The sequence below is a fragment of the Corallococcus sp. bb12-1 genome (assembly GCF_026626765.1).
Classification (GTDB): Bacteria; Myxococcota; Myxococcia; order Myxococcales; family Myxococcaceae; genus Corallococcus; species Corallococcus terminator.
Map to the genome: position 1 here is coordinate 237,175 of NZ_JAPNJZ010000012.1, position 24,438 is coordinate 261,612.

A 24,438-nucleotide genomic window follows, 5' to 3' on the forward strand; every position below is an offset into this window, starting at 1 on the left:
CGGCCATGCGCAAGAAGATTGGTGAACTCCTCGTCCAGGCCGGAGTGGTCACGGACGAGCAGGTGAAGCAGGCCCTTGCCTCCGGGCGGCGCGGTCAGGGCCGCAAACTGGGGGAAGTGTTGGTGTCCATGGGCCTGTGCACCGGCCAGGACATCGCGCGCGCGCTGGCGGCGCAGCACGAGCTGCCCTTCGTGGAGATCCCCGAGTACATCCCCCATGGGGTGTCCTCGCTGGTGTCCATGGACTTCCAGTCCGAGCATCGCGTGCTGCTCTTCGCGCTGGAGCAGGACGGCCGCAGCGAGAAGCTCCACGTCGCGGTGGAGGACCCTGGCAACCTCATGTTGGTGGATGAACTGCGCTTCCAGTTGCGCAAGCCCCTGAAGGTGTTCGTCGCTTCCTCGGACGACATGGATCAGGCGCTGGCGCGCGGCCGGGGCGAACCGCTGGACATCGTGGAGGCTGAACCCATGGATGAGATGGACGACGCGGACGATTCGCCGGACATCCTGCCGTCCCCGCCGCCCGCGCCCGCACGGTCCTCCGCGCGTCCGCCCGCGCCGCCGCCGCTGGACTGGGACCTGCCGCCCCCACCGCCGTCCGACTCACGTCCCGACGGCGCGGACGTGCTGGAGGACCTGCTGAGCGCGAAGCCCCGCTCCGCGCCGCCCCCGCCGCCCAAGCCCGCCGCGTCGAGGCCGCCGCCTCCGCCGCCCCCGGAGGACTCCGACCCGAACAAGCCGCGCGTGCCGGTGGTCGTCTTCGGCGGCGCCGCGCAGGGCGTCCGGCCGTCGATGGCGCTCACGCCCACGCCGGACTTCTCCGAGGAGGACCTGGCGGTGCTGGACGACATCGAGCGCATCTCGCGCGGTGAAGAGGCCAGCCTGGACACGGAGAAGGTGAAGCCCGCGCGCATGGTCGCGAGCCTCATCCGCCTGCTCATCCGCAAGGGCCTCATCCAGGAGTCGGAGTTCCTGGAGGAGCTGGCCCAGAAGTGACCGGGGCCGCGCCGTCGTCGGACCCCTCGGCCCCGCTGCTGGACGTGCGCGGGCTCACCACCCAGTTGTCGCTGGAGCGAGGGCCGGTGCGCGCGGTGGACGGCGTGTCCTTCACCGTGCCTCCCGGCGGCACGCTGGGGGTGGTGGGGGAGAGCGGCTGCGGCAAGAGCCTCACCGCGCTGTCGGTGATGCGGCTCATCCCCACGCCGCCCGGCCGGGTGGTGGCAGGGGAGGTGCTCTTCCGGGGACAGGACCTCTTGCGTCTGCCGGAGCCGGAGATGCGGCGCGTGCGCGGGCGGCACGTGGCCATGGTCTTCCAGGAGCCGATGACGTCGCTCAACCCCGTCTTCACCGTGGGCGAGCAGATTGGTGAAGGCGTCCGGCTGCACTTGAAGGCGACCCGGGCACAGGCGCGCGAGCGCGCGGTGGAGATGCTCCGGCAGGTGGGCATCCCGGCCCCCGGCGAGCGCGTGGATGCGTACCCGCACCAGCTCTCCGGCGGCATGCGCCAGCGCGTGATGATCGCCATGGCGCTCGCGTGCGACCCGGCGCTGCTCATCGCGGACGAGCCCACCACGGCGCTGGACGTCACCATCCAGGCGCAGATCCTCGACCTGCTCAAGAGCCTGCAGACCGAGCGTCACATGGCGGTGATGCTCATCACCCACGACCTGGGCGTGGTGGCGGGAAGCTGTGACGCGGTGGTGGTGATGTACGCGGGCCGCATCGTGGAGCAGGCCCCGGTGCGAGAGCTCTTCGCCCGGCCCGCGCACCCGTACACGGCGGGCCTGTTGCGCTCCATCCCGTCCCTGCACGACGCGGGCTCGGCGGTGGAGGGGGAGAAGCGCCGGCTGAAGGCGATTCCCGGCATGGTGCCGTCCCTGGGCGCGCTGCCGTCCGGGTGCGCCTTCCGAGACCGCTGCGACCGCGCCTCCGAATTGTGTGCCCGCGTCACGCCCGCGCTGGAGCTCAAGCGCGGAGGCCAGTGGGCCGCGTGCCACCACCCGGTGCCCGCGCCATGAGCGAACCGCTGGTCCAGGTGCGTGACCTGAAGGTGCACTTCCCGGTGCGCGGCGGCTTCTTCGGACGCGCGAAGGGCGCGGTGCGCGCGGTGGACGGCGTGTCCTTCGACGTCGCGCGCGGTGAGACGCTGGGCCTCGTGGGGGAGAGTGGTTGCGGCAAGAGCACGCTGGGCCGCGCGGTGCTGCGCCTGCTGGAGCCCACGGCCGGCTCCATCCGCGTGGACGGACGCGAACTCACCGGCCTGTCGCAGCGCCAGTTGCGGCCCCTGCGTCGGCGCATGCAGCTCGTCTTCCAGGATCCGTACGCCTCGCTCAACCCGCGCATGACGGTGGGGGACATCCTCGCGGAGCCCTTCGCCATCCACGGCCTCGCGAAGGGCAAGGCGCGCGAGGAGGAGGTGCTGGCGCTCCTGGACGCCATGGGCCTGCCTCGCGAGGCCCGGCACCGCTACCCGCACGAGTTCTCCGGCGGGCAACGTCAACGCATCGGGATTGCACGTGCCATCGCGTTGCGTCCGGACCTGGTGGTGGCGGACGAGCCCATCAGCGCGCTGGACGTCTCCATCCAGGCGCAGATCGTCAACCTGCTGGTGGACCTGCAGCGCGAGCGCGGGCTCACCTATGTCTTCATCGCGCACGACCTGAAGATCGTGGAGTACGTGTCCACGCGCGTGGCGGTGATGTACCTGGGCCGCATCGTGGAGGTGGCGCCGTCGCGCGTGCTGTACGCCGGGCCCCGGCATCCGTACACGCAGGCGCTCCTGTCCGCGGTGCCCGTGCCGGATCCGGAGCGTCCCCGCACGCGCCTGCTCCTGCCGGGCGAGCCGCCCTCGCCGCTGTCTCCCCCGTCCGGGTGCTCGTTCCACCCTCGCTGCCCCTACGTGATGGAGCGCTGCCGGCGTGAGTCGCCGCCGCTCTACCCGCTGGGGGACGGCCACGCCGCCGCGTGCTTCCTGGCCGAAGGGGACGCGCAGCGCGCCGGGCCCGTTCCCCCTGTTTCCGCGTCCGACGGAGGTCCCGGTGTTCTGGCTCAGCCATCATCACGCGGATGAGTACAACCGCACGTACGTGCTGGGCGGAGTGCGCGTCTGCGCGCGCTGCCTGGGCACCTACCCGGTGCTCGCCGCTGTCTTCATGGGGCTGTTCGCGCTGAAGGCGCCCCTTGCGTGGACGTGGGACGTGCCGGTGGGAGTGGCGCTCACGCTGCCGGCGCTGGTGGACTGGGCGGTGGGGCGCTTCCGTCCGGCCTCGGGCAGCAACGCGGTGCGCACGCTGACGGGGGTGTTGCTGGGGCTGGGACTTGCCCGCTCGCTGTACATCCACGTGCAGCGCCCCCTGCCGGCGGTGCTGCTGGCACAGGCACTCCTGGTGACAGGGGTGGCGGTCCCTGTCATTCTCGCCACTTACCGGCGTCCACGGCCGGAATAGACCTTTCCCGCGTGCCTGTCCGTTACAGGCAATGGGCGGGAAGGGGATGGCACCCGTGGCTTCATGGGCACAGGGGGAGTGTTGGCACCCGAAACCTCAGACGAGCGGCTGATGCTCGCCTTCCAGGCGGGAGACGCGCGCGCGTTCGAAGCGCTGATGCGAAAGCACCGCGCGCCGGTGTTCAACTTCATCCTGCGCTTCGTCGGGCAGCGGGCGCGGGCGGAGGACGTGCTGCAGGAGACGTGGCTCAAGGTGGTTCGCAGCGCACGGGAATACACGCCGAAGGCCCGGTTCACGACCTGGCTGTACACCATCGCGAGGAACCTCTGCGTGGACAGCACGCGCAAAGAGAGCTACCGCCAGACGACATCCTTGGAGGCCCCCGTCGGTGGCACGGACGGGGACGAGGGACGTCCGCTGGGCGAGGGGCTGCCGGACTCCGGTGCCAGTCCGGAGCGCGGGGCGCACAACGCGCGCCTGCGGCCCCTGCTGGAGCGGGCCCTCGCGGGCCTGCCGGAAGAGCAGCGCGAGGTGTTCGTGTTGCGCGAGTACAGCGGCATCCCGTTCAAGGAGATCGCCGAGGTGACGGGCGTGTCCGAGAACACGGTGAAGAGTCGGATGCGCTACGCGTTGGAGGGACTGCGCCGTCGTCTGGGAGAACTGGGCGTGGATGGTGACCTGTCGGAGGATGGAAGGACGGTGGCGGGATGAGTGCCCAGAATGCCCATGCGCACGAGGACCGGCTCCTCGACTTCGCCTACGGCGAGCTGCCTGCGTCGGAGGCCCAGTCGCTGGAGCAGCACGTCCAGGGCTGCGCGCGCTGCTCCAAGGCCCTGTCGGACATCCGCGGCGTGCGCTCCACGATGGCGCACCTGTCGGTCGAACCGCCGCCGGACGCCGGCCTGGAATCGCTCCTGGCGTACGCGCAGCAGTCCGCGCGCCGCGCCGCCGCGGGGCCCGAACCAAAGCCCTCGCGCTGGCGCCGCTGGCTGTTGCCCGTGGTGGGCCTGGCCTCGGTGAGCACCTTCGGCTTGCTGACGCTGGAGGTCAGCAAGGACGTCAACCTCCAGCCGACGCTGACCCAGAAGGCCGAACCGGCGGCAGCGAAGGCGGACCGGACCCGGTCCTATGACGACGCCCCGGCCCGGCCCGCGGCGCCCGCGGCCATGCAGGCCGCGCCGCCCCCCGCGCCCATGGAGGGCGCGCTGCTGGACCGTGCGCAGCGGATGCAGGCGGAAGCCACCGTGGGCACCAAGGGTGGGGGCGAAGGTCGGCCCTCGGACTGGATGAACGCGGGCAGTGGTGGCGCGCTGCTGGAGCGGCGTCGCGGGGCGGAGTCGAAGAAGCAGATGTCCGGCTTCAGCAAGTCGAAGTCGGAAGCGGCGAGGGACGCGCTCTCGGCCCCGTCGGCGGTGATGGACGACGAGGCGAAGGACTCCGCGCTCGCGCAGGGCTCGCTCGTTGGGAGCCGCTCGGGCCTCGGTGTCAGCAATGGTATCGGCAATGGGGGCGGTGGCAGCGACAAGCTCCGCAAGGAAGAGGAAGGCTCGCTGCGGCTGGGCGGCGCGTCCTATGGGCGGGGCCTCGCCAAGGACGACGACGAGCTCGCGGAAGAGGCCGCGCCACCGCCGCCTGCGGATTCAGTGGTCGCCGCCGCGCCCATGGCGCCTTCCACGCCGCCGATGCCCACGGGCTCCATGCCCACGGGCTCCGTCCAGCGCAATCAGCAGGCTCCTGGCAAGGCGATGGCCGCCGCCGAGCAGATGCCCGCCACTGTTTCCAAGCCGAAGTCCGCGCCCGCGGAGAAGGCGGCCCGCGCCGATGCGATGACGACCGCGCGCGATCTGTCGCGTCAGGCGCAGGAAGCCGCGAGCCAGGGCGACCGCGCTCGGGAGTCCCAGTTGCTGCGCGCCGCGCTCGCGGCCGGGGCCACCGGAAGTGAACGCCTGTCGCTGCTCTCCCGCCTGTGCGAATCGGAGTACGCCCAGGGCCGGAGGACCGAAGGCGCGGAGGTCTGCGCGCGCATCCTCTCCGAGGCACCCGATTCCGAAGCGGCCCAGCGGGCCGGGCTGTGGCTGGGGCAGGGCGGGGCGGCGACCGTCCCCGTCAAGAAGGCCCCGGCCCAGGCCGCCCCTCTGCCGTCCAAGCAGTAGCAGCTCCGGGGGACGGCGACGTCCGTCCCCCAGGTGACGCTCCAGTCCAGATGACCGATGCAGCGGGCCTCCGGAGCCTGGATACTGGGAGGATGACGCCGGTCGTGGATCATCCCCCCGTGAGCACCCCCCGGAAGACAGCGTCGCGCTCCCTGCGCCGGGCCAGTCGGGGTCAGGCGATGGTCGAGTACTCGGCGCTCAACTGGGTGCTGCTCGTGGCGCTCGTCGTCGGTGCCACCGTGAAGATCCAGTGGTCCGATGACCGGCAGAGCAACGTCATCGACCTGTTCCTCGAGGCGTACGAGATCTATTACGACTCGTTCTACTTCGTGTTGAACCTGCCGTTCCCCTGACGCAGGGAGCCACGCGGATCATCGGCGGTCGCGCGGCCCAACCCAACAGGCAGGGAGGCGCTGGGGCCTCCGGGTGTCCTGGGATTCCGTTCTATCGTGAGAGGTGGTTTTGACACCTGCTCTGGCGCATGGCTAACATCCCACCCGTTCGCGCCCTGGCACCGCCCCCTCGTCAAAGCTGTCTTGCCGCCACGACGGCGCCCCACCGTTCTGGAGGACCTTGAACCATGTTGAAGGGTAAGACCCCGCTCGTCGTCGCGCTGGTGCTCGGTTTGCTCGCGGGCATCGTGGCCTATTCGGCCATCAAGAAGAAGGAATCGGATGTGCGTCGCGGGTGGAATCTGGTGCCCGTGGTGGTCGCGGGCACGGACATGCCCGAAGGGACGGTCATCACGTACGAGATGATCTCCCAGCGCTCCGTGCCCGAGCAGTTCGTCACCTCGTCGGTGGTGAAGCCGGACTCGGCCAACTACATCGTGAACCAGAAGGTGTTGGTGGCGCTGCAGGCCGGCGACCCCATCCTCTGGAGCCAGTTCGAGACGACGAAGGCCGCCGAGCGCCTGTCGACGAAGGTGCAGAAGAAGGCGCGCGCCATCACCATCGAGGCGAAGCACACGACGTCGGTGGGCGGCTGGATCCGTCCCAACGACCACGTGGACATCATCGGCACGTTCCGCGATCCGCAGACGGACGAGAGCGTCGCCGTGACGCTGCTGCAGAACATCATCGTGGTCGCCACGGGCAAGATCACCGGCACCACGAACATCAACCTCATCCCGGAGAGCCAGCGCGAGTACTCCAACGTGTCGCTGATGGTGCTGCCGGAAGAGGCGGAGATCCTGGTGCTGGCAGCGGAGCTGGGCAACCTGACCCTGTCCTTGCGCAACGAGGACGACGTGGACCTCATCGAGGAGCGCGGTCGCGCCACCATCAGCACGCTGCTGTCCGGCGAGCGCACCCGGGTGCTGGAGCAGAAGCGCCGGGAGATCATCCAGATCATCAAGGGCGGCACCGGCGAGAAGGCCTCGGCCGGCTCTCCGTAGTGGCCCGCGGGGGCTGCTTCGTCTGAAGCAGCCCCGCCGGCTTCTCCCTCTTCCTCACGGGGATTCCCGCCCATGCTCGCAGGTATCGTCCTCCTTCTCGTCACCGGCTCGGTGTTCTTCTTCAGCCTGGTGATCTTCAGCGTCCTGTCGAAGGCGTATGAGCAGTACCAGGAGCGCTACGTCGCCAAGTCGATGAACGACTTGAGCGACATGTTCCTCTTCATCGACGCGCGGCAGATGTTGATCCTCAACATCGCCATGATGTGCCTCCTGGGCATCCTCAGCTACATCATCTTCAACCCCATCCTGGCGTTGATCGCGACCATCTTCGGCTTCTTCCTGCCGATGCTGATGGTGAAGCACTACCGCAAGCGCCGGATCAAGAAGTTCAACGTGCAGCTCGTGGACGCGCTGCAGGCCATGGCCAACGCGTTCAAGGCGGGCCTCACGTTCCCCCAGGCCATCGAGCACGTGGCGCGCGAAGCAATGCCGCCGCTGTCCCAGGAGTTCGGCCTGTTCGTGAAGGAAGTGAAGCTGGGCGTCCCCCTGGAAGAGGCCCTGGTGAACATGGGCCGCCGCGTGGGCAGTGACGACCTGGAGCTGGTGGTGGTGTCCACCAACATCGCGCGCCAACTGGGCGGCAACATGGCGGAGATGTTCGAGACCATCTCCACGGTGATCCGCGAGCGCTTCCGCCTGGAGGGCAAGATCGACGCCCTCACGTCCCAGGGCAAGCTGCAGGGGTGGATCGTCGCGGCCATGCCGGCTGTCCTCGGCATGGTGCTCAACTACATGCGCCCGGACCTGATGGAGCCGATGTTGGATCACCTCTTCGGCTACATCCTGGTGACCATCATCGCCATCATGGAGATCATGGGCATCCTCATCATCCGGAAAATCGTCAACATCGACATTTGAAACGAGGCGCACCGTGCAGGAGATTCTGACAGCCTTGTTGATCGGTGGCTCGACGCTGCTGACCGTGGGGGCCTTTACGTTCCTGGGCGTGGGCCTCTACACCAACGTCCTGGAGCACTTCCTCACGGAGGTCCGCGACGAGTCCGCGGGCGGCATGAAGGGCGTGGGCTCCGTCGCCATCCGCAAGTTGGGGGCGATGAACCGGCGCTTCATGTGGCCGGGCTACGAGTCCAAGACGCGCCGCAAGCTCATCAAGGCGGGCGAACCGTCGCAGTACAAGCCCGAGGACATCATGGCGCTGCAGGAAGTCAGCGCCTTCCTGGCCCTGCTGGCCGGCCTCTTCGTCATCAACGGCATCGGGATGAACCTGGCCTGGTCGCTGCTGGTGATGCTGTTGGGCCTGTTCTATCCGCTCATCTGGTTGAACGATCAGGTGAAGCGCCGTCACCTGGCCATCAGCCGCGCGCTTCCGTACAACATCGACCTGCTGACGCTGTCGGTGGAAGCGGGCATGGACTTCACGGGCGCGCTGGCGAAGGTGGTGGAGAAGGGTCGCCAGGGGCCGCTGCGCGAGGAGCTGCAGCTGGTGCTCAAGCAGCTCAAGATGGGCAAGACGCGTGAAGAGGGCTTGAAGGGCATGATCGCGCGCGTGGACCTGCCGCCCCTGACGACGTTCGTCACGGCGCTGATCCAGGCGGACAAGATGGGCACCAGCCTGGGCAAGGTGCTGCGCATCCAGTCCACGCAGATGCGCATCGACCGGACGCAGCGCGCGGAGAAGCTGGCGGGTGAAGCGCCGGTGAAGATGCTCTTCCCGCTCATCGCCTGCATCTTCCCGACGGTGTTCATGGTGCTCTTCGGGCCCATCGTGTTCCAGTTCATGTACGGCAACGTCGGGGGCTAGTCCTCTGCCGATCCTGCTCACCATCACCCAGGGGCTCCAGGTTGGTAGGGAGCTCGCCTTCGAGCAGGCCGAGGTGAAGATCGGCCGGACCTCGGAGAACGACCTGGTGCTGCATGACCACGGGGTCTCCCGGCGTCATGCCCGCATCACGGCGAGGGACGGGCAGTACTTCGCCGAGGACGTGGGCAGCGCCAACGGCACGCAGCTCAACGGCCAGCCGCTCGGCGGGCAGAAGCAGCTGCGCGACGGGGATCGCATCACCGTCGGGCCGGTGGAGTTCACCTTCGTCTGGATGCCGCAGGACGACGAGGCGGACGTCACCCGGCCCATCCGCAGGGTGCTCGCGCCGGCGCATGCGCAGGTGTCGCCGCCGCAGGGCCTGGAGCAGGCCTCGCTCGCGGAGATCGAAGCCGCGCCCACGAGCTACCAGCAGTCGCTGCCGGTGATGGCGAGGCCGTCCTTCCTGCCGACCCCGCAGCGTTCCGGGGCCGCGGTGAAGAGCCTGGCGACGCCCGCGGCGCCGCTGGCGCCCCCTCCCACGAAGAAGCCGGAGGCCGTGGTGCCTCCGCCGAAACGGCCCTCCGCTCCCGACCTTCCGGCGGTGGGCGCGCCCGCGCAGGGCCGCGCTTCGGGGCCGCGCCTTCCCGCGCTGGGAGCGCCCACGTTGAACAGGGCCGCCCGTCCGGCAGGGGACGCCTCCTCGCAGGGCCGTGCATCCGGTCCGGGCCTCCCTGCTGGCGGAGCATCCACGTCAAACCGGGTCGCGCCTCCCCTAGAGGGAACTCCCGCGCAGGGCCGTGCATCCGGTCCGGGCCTCGCCGCTGTCGGAGCGTCCACGCCGAACCGGGCCGCGCCTGACGTGCAGGGGGCGCCCGCGCAGGGCCGCGCTTCGGGGCCGGGTCTCCCCGTCGCGGGTGGTTCCGCGAAGGGCGGACCTTCTGCCCCAGGCCAGTCCGCCGCTTCAGGCAAATTCTCGGCACCGGGCCCAGCCTCGCCTGACGCCTCCTCCGCACCGAAGCGGGTCGCCCCTCCGGGCCCGCCCGTGCTCGATGCCGCCGCGCCGAAGAAAGCCCCGCCGGGCCTGCCCTCGGTCGGCGCTCCCGCGCTGAACCGTCCCTCCCTGGGGCGCGGTGCCGCGCGAGGGGCCGAGGCGGCGAAACCTCCGTCGCTCCAAGCGGACGCCGCCGCCGCGCCGCCTCCGCCGGGCCCGCCCGCTCCGCACAGGGATGCGCCGTCTGTCTCTCCCCCCGCGAGTGGAAGGCCGCCCGCGTCGCCTCCGGTGAACAGGGGCGCGGTGGCTTCGGTACCCTTGCTGCCCTCTGTTCCGGCGCTGACGCCTCCCGTGGCGCCCACGCCCGTGCGGGGTCCGTCAGCTCCAGCTCCCGGCCTTCCCGTACTGTCTCCTTCCGGGTTCGTGCCGCCTCCGGTGACCGCTCCTGTCGCTTCATGGGACGCGCCTCCGGCGGGCCTGTCCCCGGTGGATCCGGACGAGCCCGAGGAGCGCACGCTGATGGCGATTCCCGTGGTGCAGTCGCCTGGGCCTGTCCTGGCTGCTCCTCCGGTGGCGCCCCCCGCGTTGTCCTTCGTGGATCCGGACGAGCCCGAAGAGCACACGCTGATGGCGATCTCCACGGTGGACTCGCCGGAGCCCCTGCTTCCTGCGCCCCCGGTGGCGTTCCCCGCGCTCGCCTTCGTGGATCTGGAGGAGCCCGAGGAGCGCACGTTGATGGCGATCTCCGCGGTGGACTCGCCTGAGCCCCGGACCCAAGCCGCACCGTCATTCGGCCCTCCGGAGGCAGCGGCCCTTCCGTCGGTGGCGGAGGAGGAGCCCGAGGAGCACACCGTCCTCGACCTGCGGCCCATCGTCCCCGTCAGTCCGCTGGTGCCGCGCCCGGTGTTGCATGGGGCGCCTCCACCGAAGGCGGCTGCCCCTGCCTTCTCCGCGGAACCGCCGACGTACGTGGGGCAGGACCAGGACATCCCTTCCGCCCCGCCGGACGACGCCTTGTCCGACGTGCAGACCTTCATCGGCAAGGACGGACCTGGCGCGCCCCCTGTTCTGGCGCCTTCCCCGGCGCGAAGCGCTCCGGTCGCTCCGCCTCCGCCTTTTGATCCGGCCTTTGATCCGGTGACGTTCGTGGGCAAGGACCGGCCGGACGCGGCGGCGCCCCCCGCATCGCTGGCCGCTTCACCGCCGGCCGCGGAGGCCGGCCTGCTGGCCCTCCTCTCTTCGGACGAAGGCGACGCCACCCAGCCCCTCCCGCCGTCCGACCCGGACGCCTCCTCCTCCCAGCCGGCGCGCTCCGTGACGGTCGTCGCCAAGGTCGAACCCTCGACCGCCGCCGACAAGGCCCGGAAGCGGCGCCAGCTCGCCCGCACGCTGGGCGGCCAGTTCGTCCTCTTCTGGAATCGCCAGTCCCTGCTCCGCCGCGTCGGCTACGCGTCCCTCGCGGGTGTCGTCGTGCTGGCGGCGCTGTTCGGCGTGGTGACCGCCGTGACGTCCCAGTCGCTCCGGCTGCCGGGCCGGGAGCCCTTCAAGCTGGGCCTGGAGCCGGTGCCGGACTCGTTCGGCTTCGGCCAGGGCGTGCGCTGGTCCCACGTAGACGACAAGGTCTTCGACTTCCGCTTCGTCTCGCCCACGCGCGCGGTGGCGGTGCTGCACTACCAGGCCAGCAACATCTCCAAGGATGAGGTCAACCTGTCGCTCAACGGCGTGTCCCTGGGCTGGGTCCCGCCGGACACGGCCCAGACGCAGGAGCGCGAGCTGGAGCAGGTGATGCCCCCGGGCCTGCTGCGCCGCAACGAGAACAACCAGCTGCTCTTCGACAACGCCCTCAACCCGCCCGGTCAGGAGAGCTGGCGCATCTGGAACCTCCGGCTGGAGATCATCCCGGTGCCGGAGCTGCCGCCGGCTCAGCTGTTGGCGTCCGCTCGGGAAGCCGCGATGGCGGGTGCCCGGTTCTACGAACTCAAGGACGTGGGCGGGGAGAACCTCTTCAGGGCCTGGCAGCAGTACCGCGCCGCGTGGATCACCCTGGAAGCGCTGGATGAGAAGCCGGAGCTCTACGAGGACGTCCGGGAGCGGATCGCCCGGATTTCAACGGAGCTGGACCACCGGTGCGGTCAGCTGATGCTGGAATTCCAGCAGGCCGTCCAGTACCGGAGTCGGCGTCAGGCGGTCGCGGCCCTGGCGGAAGTGCGGAGACGCTTCCCTAGCACCGAGCATCGCTGCCACAATCTCGCGCTGGAAAAAGCCTATGAGCATGAACTCTAGGGTTCGTGCCCCCCTCAGCAGGACGCGGTGAACACCATGTCGAACGGTCCTCCCCCAGCCCGCCGAAGGCCCACTTCGGGTACGCCCTCTTCCGGGACCGGACAACGCGCGCCGGTCCGTCGGTCGACCGCCGGTGTCTCCGCGGCGAAGCCCGCGAAGCTCGTGGTCATCGCGGGCCCCAGCGAGGGCGCGGAGTTCCCGCTCTCCGAGCTGGAGTACACGGTCGGCCGCGCCTCCGACAATCCCATCTGCCTTCAGGACACGTCCGTCTCCCGCAAGCACATCACGCTGCGCAAGGAGTCCGCAGGCTGGTACGTCAGCGACATGAAGTCGGGCAACGGCACGCTCGTCAACGACGAGCCCGTCACCGACGAGACGCTGCTGGCCAACGGCGACGTCATCACGCTGGGCGACTCGGAGATGCGCTACGAGGACGTGGCCAACAGCACCGCCAAGGTGCAGGCGCCGCCGTCGGGCCCCAGGCCCCGTCCGTCCACGGGCGGGAGCCGTTCCTCCCCGGCGGTGCCCGTGCGTCCCGGCCCCGGTCGCGCGCGCCCGCAGACGTCGCGCGCCTCCGCCGCCGCGGAGCAGACGCCGGAGATGCAGCGCAAGAAGCTGCGGATGAAGCTCGCGGGCGTGGGCGTGGTGGTGGTGCTCCTCGCCGGCCTGGGCGTCGCGCGCACCCGCATGCAGAAGCAGCAGGAGGAGCAGGTCCGCATCGAGCAGGAGCAGCTCGACTACCGCGCGCAACTGGGCGCCCTCTTCCAGGAGGCCAAGAACCTGGTGCGCGAGGGCCAGTGGCAGCAGGCCAAGGTGAAGTTGATGGAGCTCCAGGAGCAGGCGCCCGAGTACCCCGGCGTGGCCGACTACCTGAAGGCCGCGGAGAAGGAGATCCCCAACCAGGGACACCTGACGGCGGCCCAGTCGGCGATGACCAAGGGGGAGCTTGCCTCCGCGCAGGCGTCGCTCGCCAAGGTGGGCAGCGACACGCAGTTGTACGAGCAGCTGAAGACGGCCCGCAGGGCGCTGACCAACGCGGCCGACGCACGCACGAAGGAGGCCAACACGCTGATGGCCACCCGTCAGCTGGAGTCGGTGCAGAAGGCCAAGGCCATCACCGACGACGTGCTGGTGACCTTCCCGGAGCACCGCGACGGCAAGCTCATCAACGAGGAGGCCGCGCGCATCATCGCGGATCTGACGCGTCCGGAGCCCGTGCGGGTGGCGGCGGCGCCCAAGCCCTGGGAGCCCGCGGTGGACCGGTTCCGCGACGGTGACATGACCGGCGCGGTGGCCATCCTCAACACGTGCCTGGGCAAGACGCCCCAGTGCAAGCAGTACATGACGCAGATGACGGAGTTCGGGAACCTCTACAAGAAGCTGGAGGACCTGGACGCCAAGGGCCTGACGCGGCTGCTGGCGCTCGACAAGGACATCACCGACGGCCGGGGCAGCAAGATGGCGCGCAACGCGGGCACCCGCGCGGCGACGACCTTCTACAAGAGCGCCGCCGCCGCGAAGGCCTCCGCGCAGTACACGCGCGCGATGGAGCTCGCCCGCCGCGCGCTCCAGGCGGACCCCAACCACACGGGCGCCGCCAACATCGTCAGCGACCTGCGGGCCAAGGCCAAGGACCTGTACATGCAGGCCTACTCCATCAAGGACTCCAGCCCGGACGAAGCGCTGCCCCAGTTCAAGGACGTCGTCTCCATGACGCCGCCGGACGACGAGCTGCACGGCAAGGCCCAGGGCTGGGTCGAGAAGCTGTCGCGATGAAGAAGCGCAAGGGCGCGGAGCCGCCGCCTCCCGAAGAGGGACAGGGCGACCTCTTCGGCACGTCGCTCTTGCCACCCCTGCGTCCGGCCTCCCCGGTGGCGAAGGCCGCTGGGAGCAAGCCTCCGCCGCCCGCGTCCCAGCCCCGGGCGGAAGCCGTCCTGCCGCCACCGGCCCCGGCGCCCATCCCGGTGCCGCGCGCGGAGCGAACGGTGTTGTCGGTGGGCGAACTCACGCGTCAGTTGAAGCAGACGGTGGAGTCGCGCTTCCCGCGCGTGCTGGTGCGCGGCGAGGTGTCCAGCTTCCGGGGCGCCAACGCGCGCGGCCACTGGTACTTCACGCTCAAGGACGCGGACGCCTCCATCGACGCCAAGGTGTGGGCCTCGATGGCGTCGCGGATCCGCTTCGCGCTGCGCGACGGCATGGAGGTCCTGGCCGAGGGCAGCGTGGACCTGTACGAGCCGCAGGGCCGCTACAGCCTCATCGTCAGTCGGCTGGAGCCTGTCGGCGAGGGCGCGATGGCGCTCGCGTTCGAACAGCTCAAGCAGCGCCTGGCGGCCGAGGGGCTCATCGGCGACCGGCGCGTGCGCCCGCCCCGTCCCGTGCCCTTCCTGCCCCGGCGCATTGGCGTCGTCACCAGCCGCACGGGCGCGGCGCTCCAGGACTTCCTGCGCGTGCTGCACTCGCGCAACCCCCGGCTGGGCGTGCTGCTGGCGGACGCGCGGGTGCAGGGCGAGGGCGCTGAAGAGGACGTCGCGCGGGCCATCGAACGGCTGGGCCGCACCGACGTGGACGTCATCGTCGTGACGCGCGGCGGAGGCTCCGTGGAGGACCTCTGGACCTTCAACGAGGAGCGGGTGGCGCGTGCCATCTTCGCCTCGCCGGTGCCGGTGGTGTCCGCCATCGGCCACGAAATCGACTTCACCATCGCGGACTTCGTCGCGGACCTGCGCTCGCCCACGCCCAGCGCGGCGGCGGAGCGGCTGTCTCCGGTGCTGGCGGACCTGGAGCTGACGCTGGCCACGCAGTCCGGACGGCTGCGCCGCGCCTTCGAGCGCCGCGTGCTGGAGCTGCGCGAGCGTCAGGGCCAACTCGCGGCCCGGCTCACCGACCCGCGCCGCGCGGTGAACCAGCAGCGCCTGCACCTGTCCGAACAGGTGGAGGCGATGATGCGCGTGCTGCGTCCCCAGGCGCGCGAACACCGCGAGCGGCTGCGGGCCCTGCAGGAGCGGTTGCAGCGGGCCCGGCCCCAGACGCGGCTGGGAGAGCAGCGCTCGCACCTGCTCAAGCTCGCCGGGCGCCTGTCGGAAGCGGCGCGCGCGGGCGTGTCCCGGCGGCGGGGCGGACTGGCGGACGCGCGGCTGGGGCTGGAGCGTCTGACGCCCACGGCCCTGGTGGCGGCGGAGCGCGCGCGGGTGGCGAAGGCGCGCTCGCGGCTTTTGGAGCTCCAGCGGGGGACGCTGTCCTCCGCGCAGACGCATTTCGGACGCCTGGGGGGACGGCTGGACGCCCTGAGCCCGCTGAAGGTGATGTCGCGCGGCTACGCGGTGACGTTCCGCCAGCGGGACGGCGTGGTGGTGCGCTCCACCGGGGACGTGGTGGTGGGGGACGTGCTGGGCATCAAGCTGGCCGCCCATGGCGCCCAGACGCTGGGCGGGTGTGAAGAAATCGAAGCCACCGTCACGGGCCTGAAAGGGCCGGTGGACTGCTAGCGGGCCACCCTCTACATTCCGCGCCCCGCTCGGGGAGGTGGATGGACGTGGCGAAGTCGGAAAAGAACCCGAAGGTGGAGGCCGCCCCCGAGCAGTACGGGGACGTGGTGTCGCGTCTGGAGCAGACGGTGGCGCGGCTGGAGAGCGGCGAGCTGTCGCTGGAGGACTCGCTCAAGGCATTCGAGGAAGGCATCCGGCTCGTCCGCCGGGGCGAGAAGCTGCTCACGGAGGCCGAACAGCGCATCGAGCAGTTGCTCGTGGACGAGGACGGCCAGGAAGTCGTCGCGCCTCTGGCGGTGGCGTCCCGTCCTGCTCCCCAGGCTGCTCCCCGGGCGAGCAGCACGGCCCGTCCGCCGCCGGAGGACGATGTCCCGTTCTAGGTATCAGGGGAAGGGCGGAGGCCGGGAATGTCGAAGCCGAAGATCACCATCGTGGATGATGACCGTGACACACGCGAGCTGCTCTCCGAGGCCTTGGGCTCGGAGGGGTTCGAGGTGACGTCCGCGGCCAATGGCCTGAGGCTGGTCGCCTCGCTGGAGCTGCACCGGCCGCACGCCATCCTCCTGGACGTGAACATGTCCTGGATCAACGGCTTCGAGCTGTGCCAGGCCGTGAAGCAGAACAAGCAATTCCGGGACATCCCCATCATCTTCATCAGCGGGCGGGGAGACCCGGAGGACAAGCGGCGGGGCATGGAGGTCGGTGCCGCCGACTACTTCGTGAAGCCGCTGGAGCTGGACACGCTCGTCCAGCGCATCCGCGAACTCATTCCCACCGACACGGTGCAGGAGCCGTAACTCCGATGGCCGCCTTCGAACTGGAACCCTTCATGCGCTCGCAGCAGGCGCGGGTGGAGGCGCTGCTGCGCGAGAAAGCCGACCGCCTGGTTCCCGCCGGCACCCCGTCCCGGCTCGCGGAGTCCATGCGCTACTCGCTGCTCGCGGGCGGCAAGCGGCTGCGTCCCGTGATGTGCATCGCGTTCGCGGACGCGGTGGCCAAGGCGAGCACCCGCAACGACGTGGCCGTGGATGCCGCGTGCGCGCTGGAGTACGTGCATACGTATTCGTTGGTGCACGACGATCTGCCCTGCCTGGACAACGACGACCTGCGCCGGGGCAAGCCGACGAACCACAAGGTCTTCGGTGAGTCGCTGGCGCTGCTGGCCGGGGACGGACTGCTCACGGAGGCCTTCACGGTGCTGGCCAGCGGGCCGGAGCCGGTGCGCGGCATGCTGTGCGCGGAGCTGGCGCGCGCGGCGGGCGCGGCGGGCATGGTGGGCGGCCAGGTGCTGGACATCGCGGAGGACCGGGCGGCGACGGAGTCGTACCTCATCCGGTTGCATCGCCTGAAGACGGGGGCGCTCATCCGCGCGGCGTGCCGCATGGGCGTGCTGGCCGGCGGGGGCGACCTGGCGGCGCTCGTGAGCGCGGAGACCTACGGCGACGCGGTGGGACTGGCGTTCCAGATCGCCGACGACGTGCTGGACGTCACGTCGAGCGCGGAGCAGTTGGGCAAGCCCGCGGGCGCGGACGCGGAGGCCGGACGCTTCACGTTCCCGGCGGTGCTGGGGCTGGAGGCGTCGCGGCGCATGGCCCGGGAGCTGGTGGCGAAGGCGGAGGAGGCCGTGCGTCCGTTGGAAGGCAACGACGGCCCGCTGGCCGCCCTGGCGCGCTACTCGGTGGAGCGGACGTCCTGATGGCGGACGTGCTGTCCGGTGTGTCCTCTCCCTCGGAGGTGCGAGCGCTCCCCGAGGACGCGCTGCCCGGCCTGTGCGAGGCGCTGCGCGAGGCCATCATCACGCTGTGTGGCCGCGTGGGCGGACACCTGGGTGCGTCGCTGGGCGCGGTGGAGCTGGTGGTGGCCCTGCACCGCGTCTTCCACACGCCCCAGGACGCGATCCTCTTCGACGTGGGGCACCAGGCGTACGCGCACAAGCTGCTCACCGGCCGGCGCGACCGCATGCACACGCTGCGGCAGGCGGGAGGCATCGCCCCGTTCCTGGATCCGCGCGAGAGCCCCCATGACGCCCTGGCAGCGGGCCATGCATGCACGGCCATCTCCGCGGCGCTGGGCGTGCTCGCGGGCCGGCGGCAGTTGGAGCACCGGGGCCACGTGGTGGCGGTGGTGGGGGACGGGGCACTCACGGGCGGCCTGAGCTTCGAGGGCCTCAACAACGCCGGGGGCAGCCACCTGCCGTTGGTGGTGGTGGTCAACGACAACCAGATGTCCATCAGCGCGAACGTGGGCGCCATCCCCGCGCTGCTGCGGACGCGCAACGCGCGAGCCTTCTTCGAATCGCTGGGCTTCACCTACCTGGGCCCGGTGGACGGGCACGATTTGGGCGCGCTCACGCAGGCGCTGCGCGAGGCGAAGGCTTCGTTGCGGCCGGTGGTGGTGCACGCGCTCACGAAGAAGGGGCGCGGCTTTCCTCCCGCGGAGGCCGACGAGCAGACGCGCGGCCACGCCATGGGGCCGTACGAGTGGCGCGCCGGCAAGCTCGTGCGCTCGCGCGGCGGCCTGCCCACGTTCAGCGAGGCGTTCGCCACGGTGCTGGGCGAAGCGCTGGAGCGGGATCCGCGCGTGGTGGTCGTCACCCCCGCGATGCTGGAGGGCTCCGCGCTCACGGGCTTGAAGGCGCGCTTCCCGGACCGCGTGCACGACGTGGGCATCGCGGAACAGCATGCCGTCACCTTCTGCGCGGGGCTGGCTGCGGCGGGGGCTCGGCCGGTGTGCGTCGTCTACTCCACCTTCCTCCAGCGCGCGTACGACCAGGTGGTCCACGACGTTTGCCTGCCGGGCTTGCCCGTCGTCTTCGCGTTGGACCGCGCGGGGCTCGTGGGCGCGGACGGCGCCACGCACCAGGGCGCGTACGACGTGTCCTTCCTCCGGCCCCTCCCGGGCCTGACGCAGTGGGCCCCGGTGGTGGGCGAGGACCTGGGGCCGATGCTCACCACCGCGCTCCAGGCGGCCGGGCCGTCCGTGCTGCGCTTCCCGCGCGGCACGTTGCCGGCGGTGCCCCCGGAGCTGCACGTGGGGGACGCACCCGTGGCGGGAGCCCGCTGGCTGAAGCGCGCGCAAGCGCCCCGGCTGACGCTGGTGACGCTGGGCCCGCTGGGGCTCGCGGCGCTGGAGGCCGTGCGGGACGAACCGGACTGGAGCGTGTTGGACGCGCGCCGGGCCTGGCCGCTGGATGAGGCGGCGCTGCTGGAGGCCGCGGCGTCCGGGCACGTGGTGGTGGCCGAGGAGGGCACCACCCGGGGCGGGCTGGGCAGCGCGGTGCTGGAGCTGTACGCGGCCTCCGGTGTGCATCCCCGGGTGAAGCTCGTGGGCATGCCGGACGTGTTCCTGCCGCATGGTGACGCCCGGGTGCAGCGCGCGGAGCTGGGCCTGGACGCGGTGGGCCTCAGGCGCGCGGGCCGGGGGTTGCTCGGCGAGGAGGCCCCGTGAAGTTGAAGAAGGAGCGGTTGGACGTGCTGGTGGTGGAGCGGGGCCTCGCCGAGTCGCGCACCAAGGCCCAGGCGCTCATCCTCGCCGGTCAGGTGGTGGTGGGCGACCAGCGCGTGGACAAGCCCGGCGCCCTGGTGCTGGTGGAGTCGGAGCTGCGCCTCAAGGGCGAGGTGCTGCCGTACGTGTCGCGCGGGGGCCTCAAGCTCAAGGGGGCCATGGACCGCTTCGGCCTGGACGTGACGGGCCGCGTGGGCGCGGACATCGGCGCCAGCACGGGTGGCTTCACCGACTGCCTGCTCCAGCACGGCGTGGTGCGGGTGCACGCCATCGACGTGGGCTATGGCCAGCTTCACGAGAAACTGCGCAAGGACCCGCGAGTGCGCTCGCGCGAGCGGGTGAACGCGCGCTACCTCACGGAAGAGGACCTGCCGGAGAAGGTGGGCGTGGTCGTCATCGACGTGAGCTTCATCTCGCTCACCCAGGTGCTGCCGTCGGTGCTGACGTTCCTGTCGCCCGGGGGCCTGCTGGTGGCGCTGGTGAAGCCCCAGTTCGAAGTGGGGCCGGACCGGGTGGGCAAGGGCGGCGTGGTGAGGGACCCCGTCGCGCGGCAGGACGCCATCGACACCGTGACGGCGTTCGTGCGCGAGCAGGGCCTCGCCGTGCGCGGGCTGATGGACTCGCCCGTGCCCGGGCCCGCCGGCAACGTGGAAGCGCTCCTCGTCGCCGACCGGCCCTGAGGCGTCACGCGGTTACGGGCGGACCTTGCGGTAGTCCGCCAGGGGCAGCGTCTGGACCAGGCTGTTGCCGGTCCGCATCCAGAGGCGGTTGTCGTTGTCCACCGAGCACGACAGGCTGCTGGACACCTCGAAGCGGAACAGCTCTCCCTTCTCGCCGGAGTCCACCGCGACGATCTCCTGGGGCAGCTCGCCCGGGCCGGAGCCGTTGAGCAGGTAGAACTCGGGGCTGGTGGCCCGGCCCAACTGCACCTGGACGACCTGGAGCGTGCCGGAGGCGTCCACCGACTTGCCGTCCTTGTTGACGATGGCGCCGGTGTCCGCGTTCAGGAACCACACGCGCTGCAGGCCGATGGCGGCCACGCGCGTTCCGCCCGCGTAGGGGAGGACGAACTGGAGCGGGACGGGCAGAGCGGGGCTGTTCCACTTGAGCCCGGAGCCCTCGCAGCCCGCCGAGTCCACCCGGCAGGCCTGGATGCTCGACTGGTTGTTGCCCAAGGGGAAGGCCAGGTAGAGGACCGTGCCATCCGGGCTGAACGACGCGAGCGGCGGCGAACCGAAATCGCCGTTGTACTTCAGGATGGCGGTCTGGCTCACGGGCACCAGGTCCCCGGTGCCGTTGGCATTCAGCCGCGCGACGACGATCTGCAGCACCTTGGCCGTGGTGACCTCCGGCTGTTCCATGTACGCCACGAGCACGTCCGAACCCTTCTGGAGGGGCGGCGCGACGAGCGGCCACTCCGAGGCGAAGGTCCACTTCGGAGCGCCGATGCCGGAGTCATGCGGCAGCCGGTACACGATGTTGTCGTCATCGGCGATGAGCGCGTCGCCGTTGTCCATCATGGAAAGGTTGGACAGGAAGATGGTCGGCTTCGACAGCCCGCTGACCGTGAAGTTCTGGTGGACCGCCACCGCTCTCGCGCCGGGCGTCCAGACCCACCGCTTGTTCGTCGATGGGTGCAGGTCCGTGTAGACCGTGGACGCGTTGCACGGCACGCCCATGGCCACGCTCTGCTGCAGCTTCCCGGCGGAATCCACGCGGAACAGCGTGCCGACGCCCGTGGTGGGGTTGCCGCACCCGATGAAGCTCACGCCCGTGCCATTGCCTTCGGCGACGAAGAAGTCCGTCACCACCTGGCCGTTGGGGTCCGCGTCCTTCACCACCTTCGTCACCGGCAGGAACGTGGCGGCCTGGGGCTGCGACACGTTGGAGCGGCCGTCCGCACAGGTGACCTTCGCGTGGAGCGCCAGCTTCGCGGAGAGGCCTGACGTGTACTTGATCTCATTCGAGGCCAGCTCGAAGTCCATGGAGCCGCTGGTGTAGGGGACCGTCTTGAGGAACACCTCCCGGTCGTAGATCTCCGCCTGCGCCACCGCGTCACACCCGGCGACGAGCAGCCGGATCTTCAGCAGGGGCGCCGCCGTGTTGGGCTCGGGGATGGACAGGGTCACCACCGGAGGGTCCGGCACGGGCGGTAGCTTCGGGTCACCGCCACAGGCGGACAGGGCGGAAATGGCGAGCGAGGCCAGGAAGGCGGCCCGCGACGCGGACAGGCGCGGTCTATCGAGGTGCATGGGGCTGCACTCTACCGTGCTATGGGGACACAGGCGGGCCCTGGAGCCCCGCATCCCGCCCCCAGAACCGCCTTCCCGAGCGATTCCTGATCGCGACGCCGTCCGGAGTCCTCCCACCACCGCCCCCGCCGGTTGCTCGCCAGGGCCCAACCCGCCGGGTCCTCCCTGCCTGCCACCCCTGCTTTCGAGGAAGCACGGCAGGGCGGTGGGGGAAGAAAGTCACAGCCATGGCGTTCCGGTGGGGGCCCGACTCCTGTTCTCCGAGGAGAGGCGGCCCCGATACTTCGAGGTCATCCGAACGTCACGCGCGCGCGGAATCCGGGGCGTTGACGCCGGGTCGGGGTATACGTCGCGCCCCTTCTCTCACCTCTCTCCCTTGGGAGAGTCCCGTCCATCTGCTGGCTCACGGACGGGTTAGACGGCATGATCCAGAATCGACCATGACCCCTTACGCACCCAACGGGCTTTCGCAGTGTCGTTCCCTGTCTGGGCGGGGCGGAGGCGTGCCGTGAGGATCGAGATGTTGGCGTCGGAGCAGCGGGGACGGGTGCTGGTGCTGGCGGCGAAGGCCGCGGGCGACGCGTTGGTGGAGCGCCTGACGGCGAGCGGCTACCAGTGCGGCACCACCGAGCGTGAGAGTGGGCTGGCGGAGATGGTGGACCAGCTCCAGCCAGAAGTGGTCCTCCTGTCGGTGACGGCCAAGCGGGCGGCCGAGCTGCTGGAGACCGTCCGCAAGGTGGACAAGCTGAACCGGCTGCCGGTGCTGGTGGACCAGGGCCGCGCGCGCTCCGCGGAGGCCTTCAAGCGTCTGGCGGTGGATGACTTCGTGCGCGGCGCGGACGAACTGGTGCCCCGGCTGGAGTCGGCCCTGCGCGCCTGGCGTCTGAAGGAGCGCGAGGAGCGCATCCGCCTGCGCATGGGGATGCTGCTGGAGATCACCCAGGCGGCCACCAGCTCACTGGAGCTGGAGGAGATCCTCCGCATCGCGGTGGAGAAGGTGGGCCAGGTCACCGGCACGGACCGCTGTTCGGTGGTGCTGGTGGAGGGCAGCCACGCGCGCACGGCCACGGTCGTCGCGACGCAGGAGGACCCGAGCCTCGTCCAACTGGACATCGAGGTGGCGCGCTATCCGGAGCTGCGCCGCGCGCTGGAGACGCGGCAGCCGGTGCTGATTGAAGAGGCGCAGCGCGATCCGCTGATGGCGGAGGTGCGCACGTCACTGCTCCCGCAGGGCGTGAAGTCCATCCTGGTGCAGCCGCTCATCTGTCAGGACGACCTGCTGGGCGCGCTGTTCCTGCGCGTGTCGCGGGGGGATGCGTCCATCGGTCGCGACGAGCAGGAGTTCGCGCAGGCGGTGGCGGGCGTGCTCGCCAACTCCATCCGCAACGCGCGCCTGCACACGGCGGTGAAGAAGAAGCGCGAGGACCTGGAGCTGGCGTACGTGGAGCGCTACCGCGAGCTCAACGACGCGAACCGCCGGCTGAAGGAGCTCAACCGCCTCAAGGATGAGATCATCGCGGTGTGCAGCCACGACCTGCGCGCGCCCCTCCAGGTGCTACTGGGCCATGGTCGGCTGCTGCTCGAAGGTCCGCTGGAGACGCAGCAGAAGCAGTCCGCGGAGGCGATGATCCGCCAGGGTCGGAAAATCCTCACCCTGGTCGAGTCCCTGCTGGAGAAGGGCAAGGGCGAGGCGGCGCGGCTGTCCATCGAACCTCGCGTCCTGGACGTGGCGCAGCTGTGCCGCGACGCGGTGGGGGAGCTGGAGATCCTCGCCGCGGAGAAGGCCGTGGCGCTGCGCTCCGAGTGCCCCGACAGCCTGATGCTGATTGGCGACGAGGTGAAGCTGCACGAGGTGCTGCAGAACCTCATCAGCAACGCCATCCAGCACGCGAGCGACACGCGCGGCGAGGTGGTGGTGCGCACGCAGCGGCTGTCGCGGCCGGACGGCGACGCGGTGCGGGTGATGGTGAGCGACAACGGGGTGGGCATCCCCCCGGACGAGCTGCACCTCGTGTTTGATCGCTACCGCCACGGGCCCAAGGGCACGGGGCTGGGGCTGGCCATCTGCAAGGAGTTCGTGGAGCTGCACGGCGGCGAAATCTGGGCGGAGAGCCCGGCCGACGGCGGCTGCACCTTCGTCTTCACGCTGCCGCTGGCGCAGGAGGCCGCGCGCAACCCCCGGCCGCAGCCCGCGCCCGGCGCCACGCCCGAGCAGCCTCGCGTGCTGGTGGTGGAGGACGAGCCGGAGATCGCCGCGGTGCTGTCGGAGGTGCTGCGCTCGAAGTACCGCGTGGAGGTGGCGCGCGACGGCGCGGAGGGCCTGGCGAAGGCTCGTGCGTCCCGTCCGGACCTGGTGGTGATGGACGTGTTCCTGCCCAAGCTGGACGGGTTGGACGCGGCCATGGCGCTCAAGTCCTCGTCGGACACGGCGCACATCCCCGTCATCCTGCTGTCCGCCCACCAGGGCGTGGCCGACAAGGTCCGCGCGCTCAACCTGGGCGCGGTGGACTACATGGCCAAGCCGTTCAACGCGGTGGAGTTGCTGAACCGCACCGAACGGGCCCTCAAGCTGCGCCAGGGTGAGAAGGAACAGCAGGACAAGTCGGCTCCGCTCCAGAAGCGCACCGGCAGCGACCCCGCGACGGGGCTGCACGACCGGCGCGGCCTGCTGTTGCGGCTGGAGCAGGAGGTGGCCCGCAGCCGGCGCTACCACCGCTCGCTCACGCTGGCGGTGCTCCGGCCGGACCGCAACCTGGAAGCGCTGCCCTCCAACATGGCGGACGTGATGCGCAAGCGGGTGCGACACCCGGATGCCATCGCCCACCTGGGGCAGGGTGTCTTCGCGGTGGTGCTGCCCGAGTGCAACGCGGACGCCGCGCGCACGGTCATCAACCGGCTGATGCCGGACGTGGAGAAGGTGACCTCCATCGAATACCGCGCTGCCCTGGCGGACGTCAGCCAGGACAGCGACCCGGTGGAGAAGCTGCTGGAGAAGCTGGGCGCTCCGCCGCCCGAGGCCCTCTAGTTCCGGCCGCGCCCCCTGACCGCGGGAAAAAGGGGGCGCGCCGCGCTACACTCGGCTTCCGCGTGCGCAAGCTCCCGTTCCT

General features: G+C 70.6%; 20 protein-coding genes. 19 read left to right on the plus strand and 1 reads right to left on the minus strand.

All coding sequences use genetic code 11. From position 1 onward, the window contains the following. Nucleotides 1–5 precede the first annotated feature (5 nt). From OV208_RS16525 to OV208_RS16610, 18 genes are all read left to right on the plus strand, one after another. Nucleotides 6–995, plus strand: a complete 990-nt coding sequence (locus OV208_RS16525) for a general secretion pathway protein GspE (RefSeq protein WP_267574792.1) — start codon at nucleotides 6–8, stop codon at nucleotides 993–995. After that, the gene (locus OV208_RS16530; RefSeq protein WP_267574793.1) at nucleotides 992–2,017 is read left to right on the plus strand and encodes an ABC transporter ATP-binding protein; all 1,026 of its coding nucleotides are present in this window, start codon (nucleotides 992–994) and stop codon (nucleotides 2,015–2,017) included. Before OV208_RS16525 ends, OV208_RS16530 begins: the two co-directional genes overlap by 4 nt. After that, nucleotides 2,014–3,069: an ABC transporter ATP-binding protein gene (locus OV208_RS16535; protein WP_208726425.1), complete on the plus strand. Its 1,056-nt coding sequence runs from the start codon at nucleotides 2,014–2,016 to the stop codon at nucleotides 3,067–3,069. The genes OV208_RS16530 and OV208_RS16535 overlap by 4 nt, the downstream gene beginning before the upstream one ends. Next, nucleotides 3,038–3,445 (plus strand): DUF2085 domain-containing protein, encoded by a 408-nt coding sequence (locus tag OV208_RS16540; RefSeq protein ID WP_267574794.1) that lies wholly within the window; start codon nucleotides 3,038–3,040, stop codon nucleotides 3,443–3,445. Before OV208_RS16535 ends, OV208_RS16540 begins: the two co-directional genes overlap by 32 nt. 63 nt (nucleotides 3,446–3,508) lie before the next feature. Next, nucleotides 3,509–4,156, plus strand: a complete 648-nt coding sequence (locus tag OV208_RS16545) for an RNA polymerase sigma factor (protein WP_120542844.1) — start codon at nucleotides 3,509–3,511, stop codon at nucleotides 4,154–4,156. Continuing rightward, nucleotides 4,153–5,598, plus strand: a complete 1,446-nt coding sequence (locus tag OV208_RS16550) for an anti-sigma factor family protein (protein ID WP_267574795.1) — start codon at nucleotides 4,153–4,155, stop codon at nucleotides 5,596–5,598. Before OV208_RS16545 ends, OV208_RS16550 begins: the two co-directional genes overlap by 4 nt. 119 nt (nucleotides 5,599–5,717) lie before the next feature. Continuing rightward, the gene (locus tag OV208_RS16555) at nucleotides 5,718–5,951 is read left to right on the plus strand and encodes a hypothetical protein (RefSeq protein ID WP_267574796.1); all 234 of its coding nucleotides are present in this window, start codon (nucleotides 5,718–5,720) and stop codon (nucleotides 5,949–5,951) included. A 227-nt stretch (nucleotides 5,952–6,178) separates the two neighbouring features. Then, entirely contained in the window at nucleotides 6,179–6,994 is an 816-nt protein-coding gene (cpaB, locus tag OV208_RS16560; protein WP_267574797.1) for a Flp pilus assembly protein CpaB, read from the plus strand. 72 nt (nucleotides 6,995–7,066) lie between these two features. Beyond that, nucleotides 7,067–7,912 carry a type II secretion system F family protein gene (locus OV208_RS16565; protein ID WP_267574798.1) on the plus strand — a complete coding sequence of 282 codons (846 nt, stop codon included), beginning with the start codon at nucleotides 7,067–7,069 and terminating at the stop codon, nucleotides 7,910–7,912. 34 nt (nucleotides 7,913–7,946) lie between these two features. Continuing rightward, nucleotides 7,947–8,816, plus strand: a complete 870-nt coding sequence (locus OV208_RS16570; protein ID WP_420715025.1) for a type II secretion system F family protein — start codon at nucleotides 7,947–7,949, stop codon at nucleotides 8,814–8,816. A gap of 22 nt (nucleotides 8,817–8,838) precedes the next feature. Beyond that, nucleotides 8,839–12,090, plus strand: coding sequence for an FHA domain-containing protein (locus OV208_RS16575; protein WP_267574849.1), 3,252 nt, complete (start codon nucleotides 8,839–8,841; stop codon nucleotides 12,088–12,090). A gap of 36 nt (nucleotides 12,091–12,126) precedes the next feature. Further along, nucleotides 12,127–13,866 (plus strand): FHA domain-containing protein, encoded by a 1,740-nt coding sequence (locus tag OV208_RS16580; protein WP_267574800.1) that lies wholly within the window; start codon nucleotides 12,127–12,129, stop codon nucleotides 13,864–13,866. Then, nucleotides 13,863–15,575 carry an exodeoxyribonuclease VII large subunit gene (gene xseA, locus OV208_RS16585; RefSeq protein ID WP_267574801.1) on the plus strand — a complete coding sequence of 571 codons (1,713 nt, stop codon included), beginning with the start codon at nucleotides 13,863–13,865 and terminating at the stop codon, nucleotides 15,573–15,575. The genes OV208_RS16580 and xseA overlap by 4 nt, the downstream gene beginning before the upstream one ends. A 41-nt stretch (nucleotides 15,576–15,616) precedes the next feature. Further along, a complete protein-coding gene (gene xseB, locus OV208_RS16590) occupies nucleotides 15,617–15,955 on the plus strand; it encodes an exodeoxyribonuclease VII small subunit (protein ID WP_120542852.1) in 339 nt (112 codons plus the stop codon). Between the two features lie 27 nt (nucleotides 15,956–15,982). Further along, nucleotides 15,983–16,372, plus strand: a complete 390-nt coding sequence (locus tag OV208_RS16595) for a response regulator (protein WP_193428659.1) — start codon at nucleotides 15,983–15,985, stop codon at nucleotides 16,370–16,372. Between the two features lie 5 nt (nucleotides 16,373–16,377). Next, the gene (locus OV208_RS16600) at nucleotides 16,378–17,271 is read left to right on the plus strand and encodes a polyprenyl synthetase family protein (RefSeq protein ID WP_267574802.1); all 894 of its coding nucleotides are present in this window, start codon (nucleotides 16,378–16,380) and stop codon (nucleotides 17,269–17,271) included. After that, the gene (locus OV208_RS16605; RefSeq protein WP_267574803.1) at nucleotides 17,271–19,022 is read left to right on the plus strand and encodes a 1-deoxy-D-xylulose-5-phosphate synthase; all 1,752 of its coding nucleotides are present in this window, start codon (nucleotides 17,271–17,273) and stop codon (nucleotides 19,020–19,022) included. Before OV208_RS16600 ends, OV208_RS16605 begins: the two co-directional genes overlap by 1 nt. After that, nucleotides 19,019–19,759: a TlyA family RNA methyltransferase gene (locus tag OV208_RS16610; RefSeq protein ID WP_267574804.1), complete on the plus strand. Its 741-nt coding sequence runs from the start codon at nucleotides 19,019–19,021 to the stop codon at nucleotides 19,757–19,759. Before OV208_RS16605 ends, OV208_RS16610 begins: the two co-directional genes overlap by 4 nt. 12 nt (nucleotides 19,760–19,771) lie before the next feature. Here the strand turns inward: OV208_RS16610 and OV208_RS16615 are convergent, their stop codons facing one another. Then, on the minus strand, nucleotides 19,772–21,331 hold the full coding sequence (locus tag OV208_RS16615; RefSeq protein WP_267574805.1) for a hypothetical protein: 1,560 nt from the start codon (nucleotides 21,329–21,331) through the stop codon (nucleotides 19,772–19,774). Between the two features lie 523 nt (nucleotides 21,332–21,854). Here OV208_RS16615 and OV208_RS16620 point away from each other — a divergent pair. Continuing rightward, nucleotides 21,855–24,356: an ATP-binding protein gene (locus tag OV208_RS16620; protein ID WP_267574850.1), complete on the plus strand. Its 2,502-nt coding sequence runs from the start codon at nucleotides 21,855–21,857 to the stop codon at nucleotides 24,354–24,356. Nucleotides 24,357–24,438 lie beyond the last annotated feature (82 nt).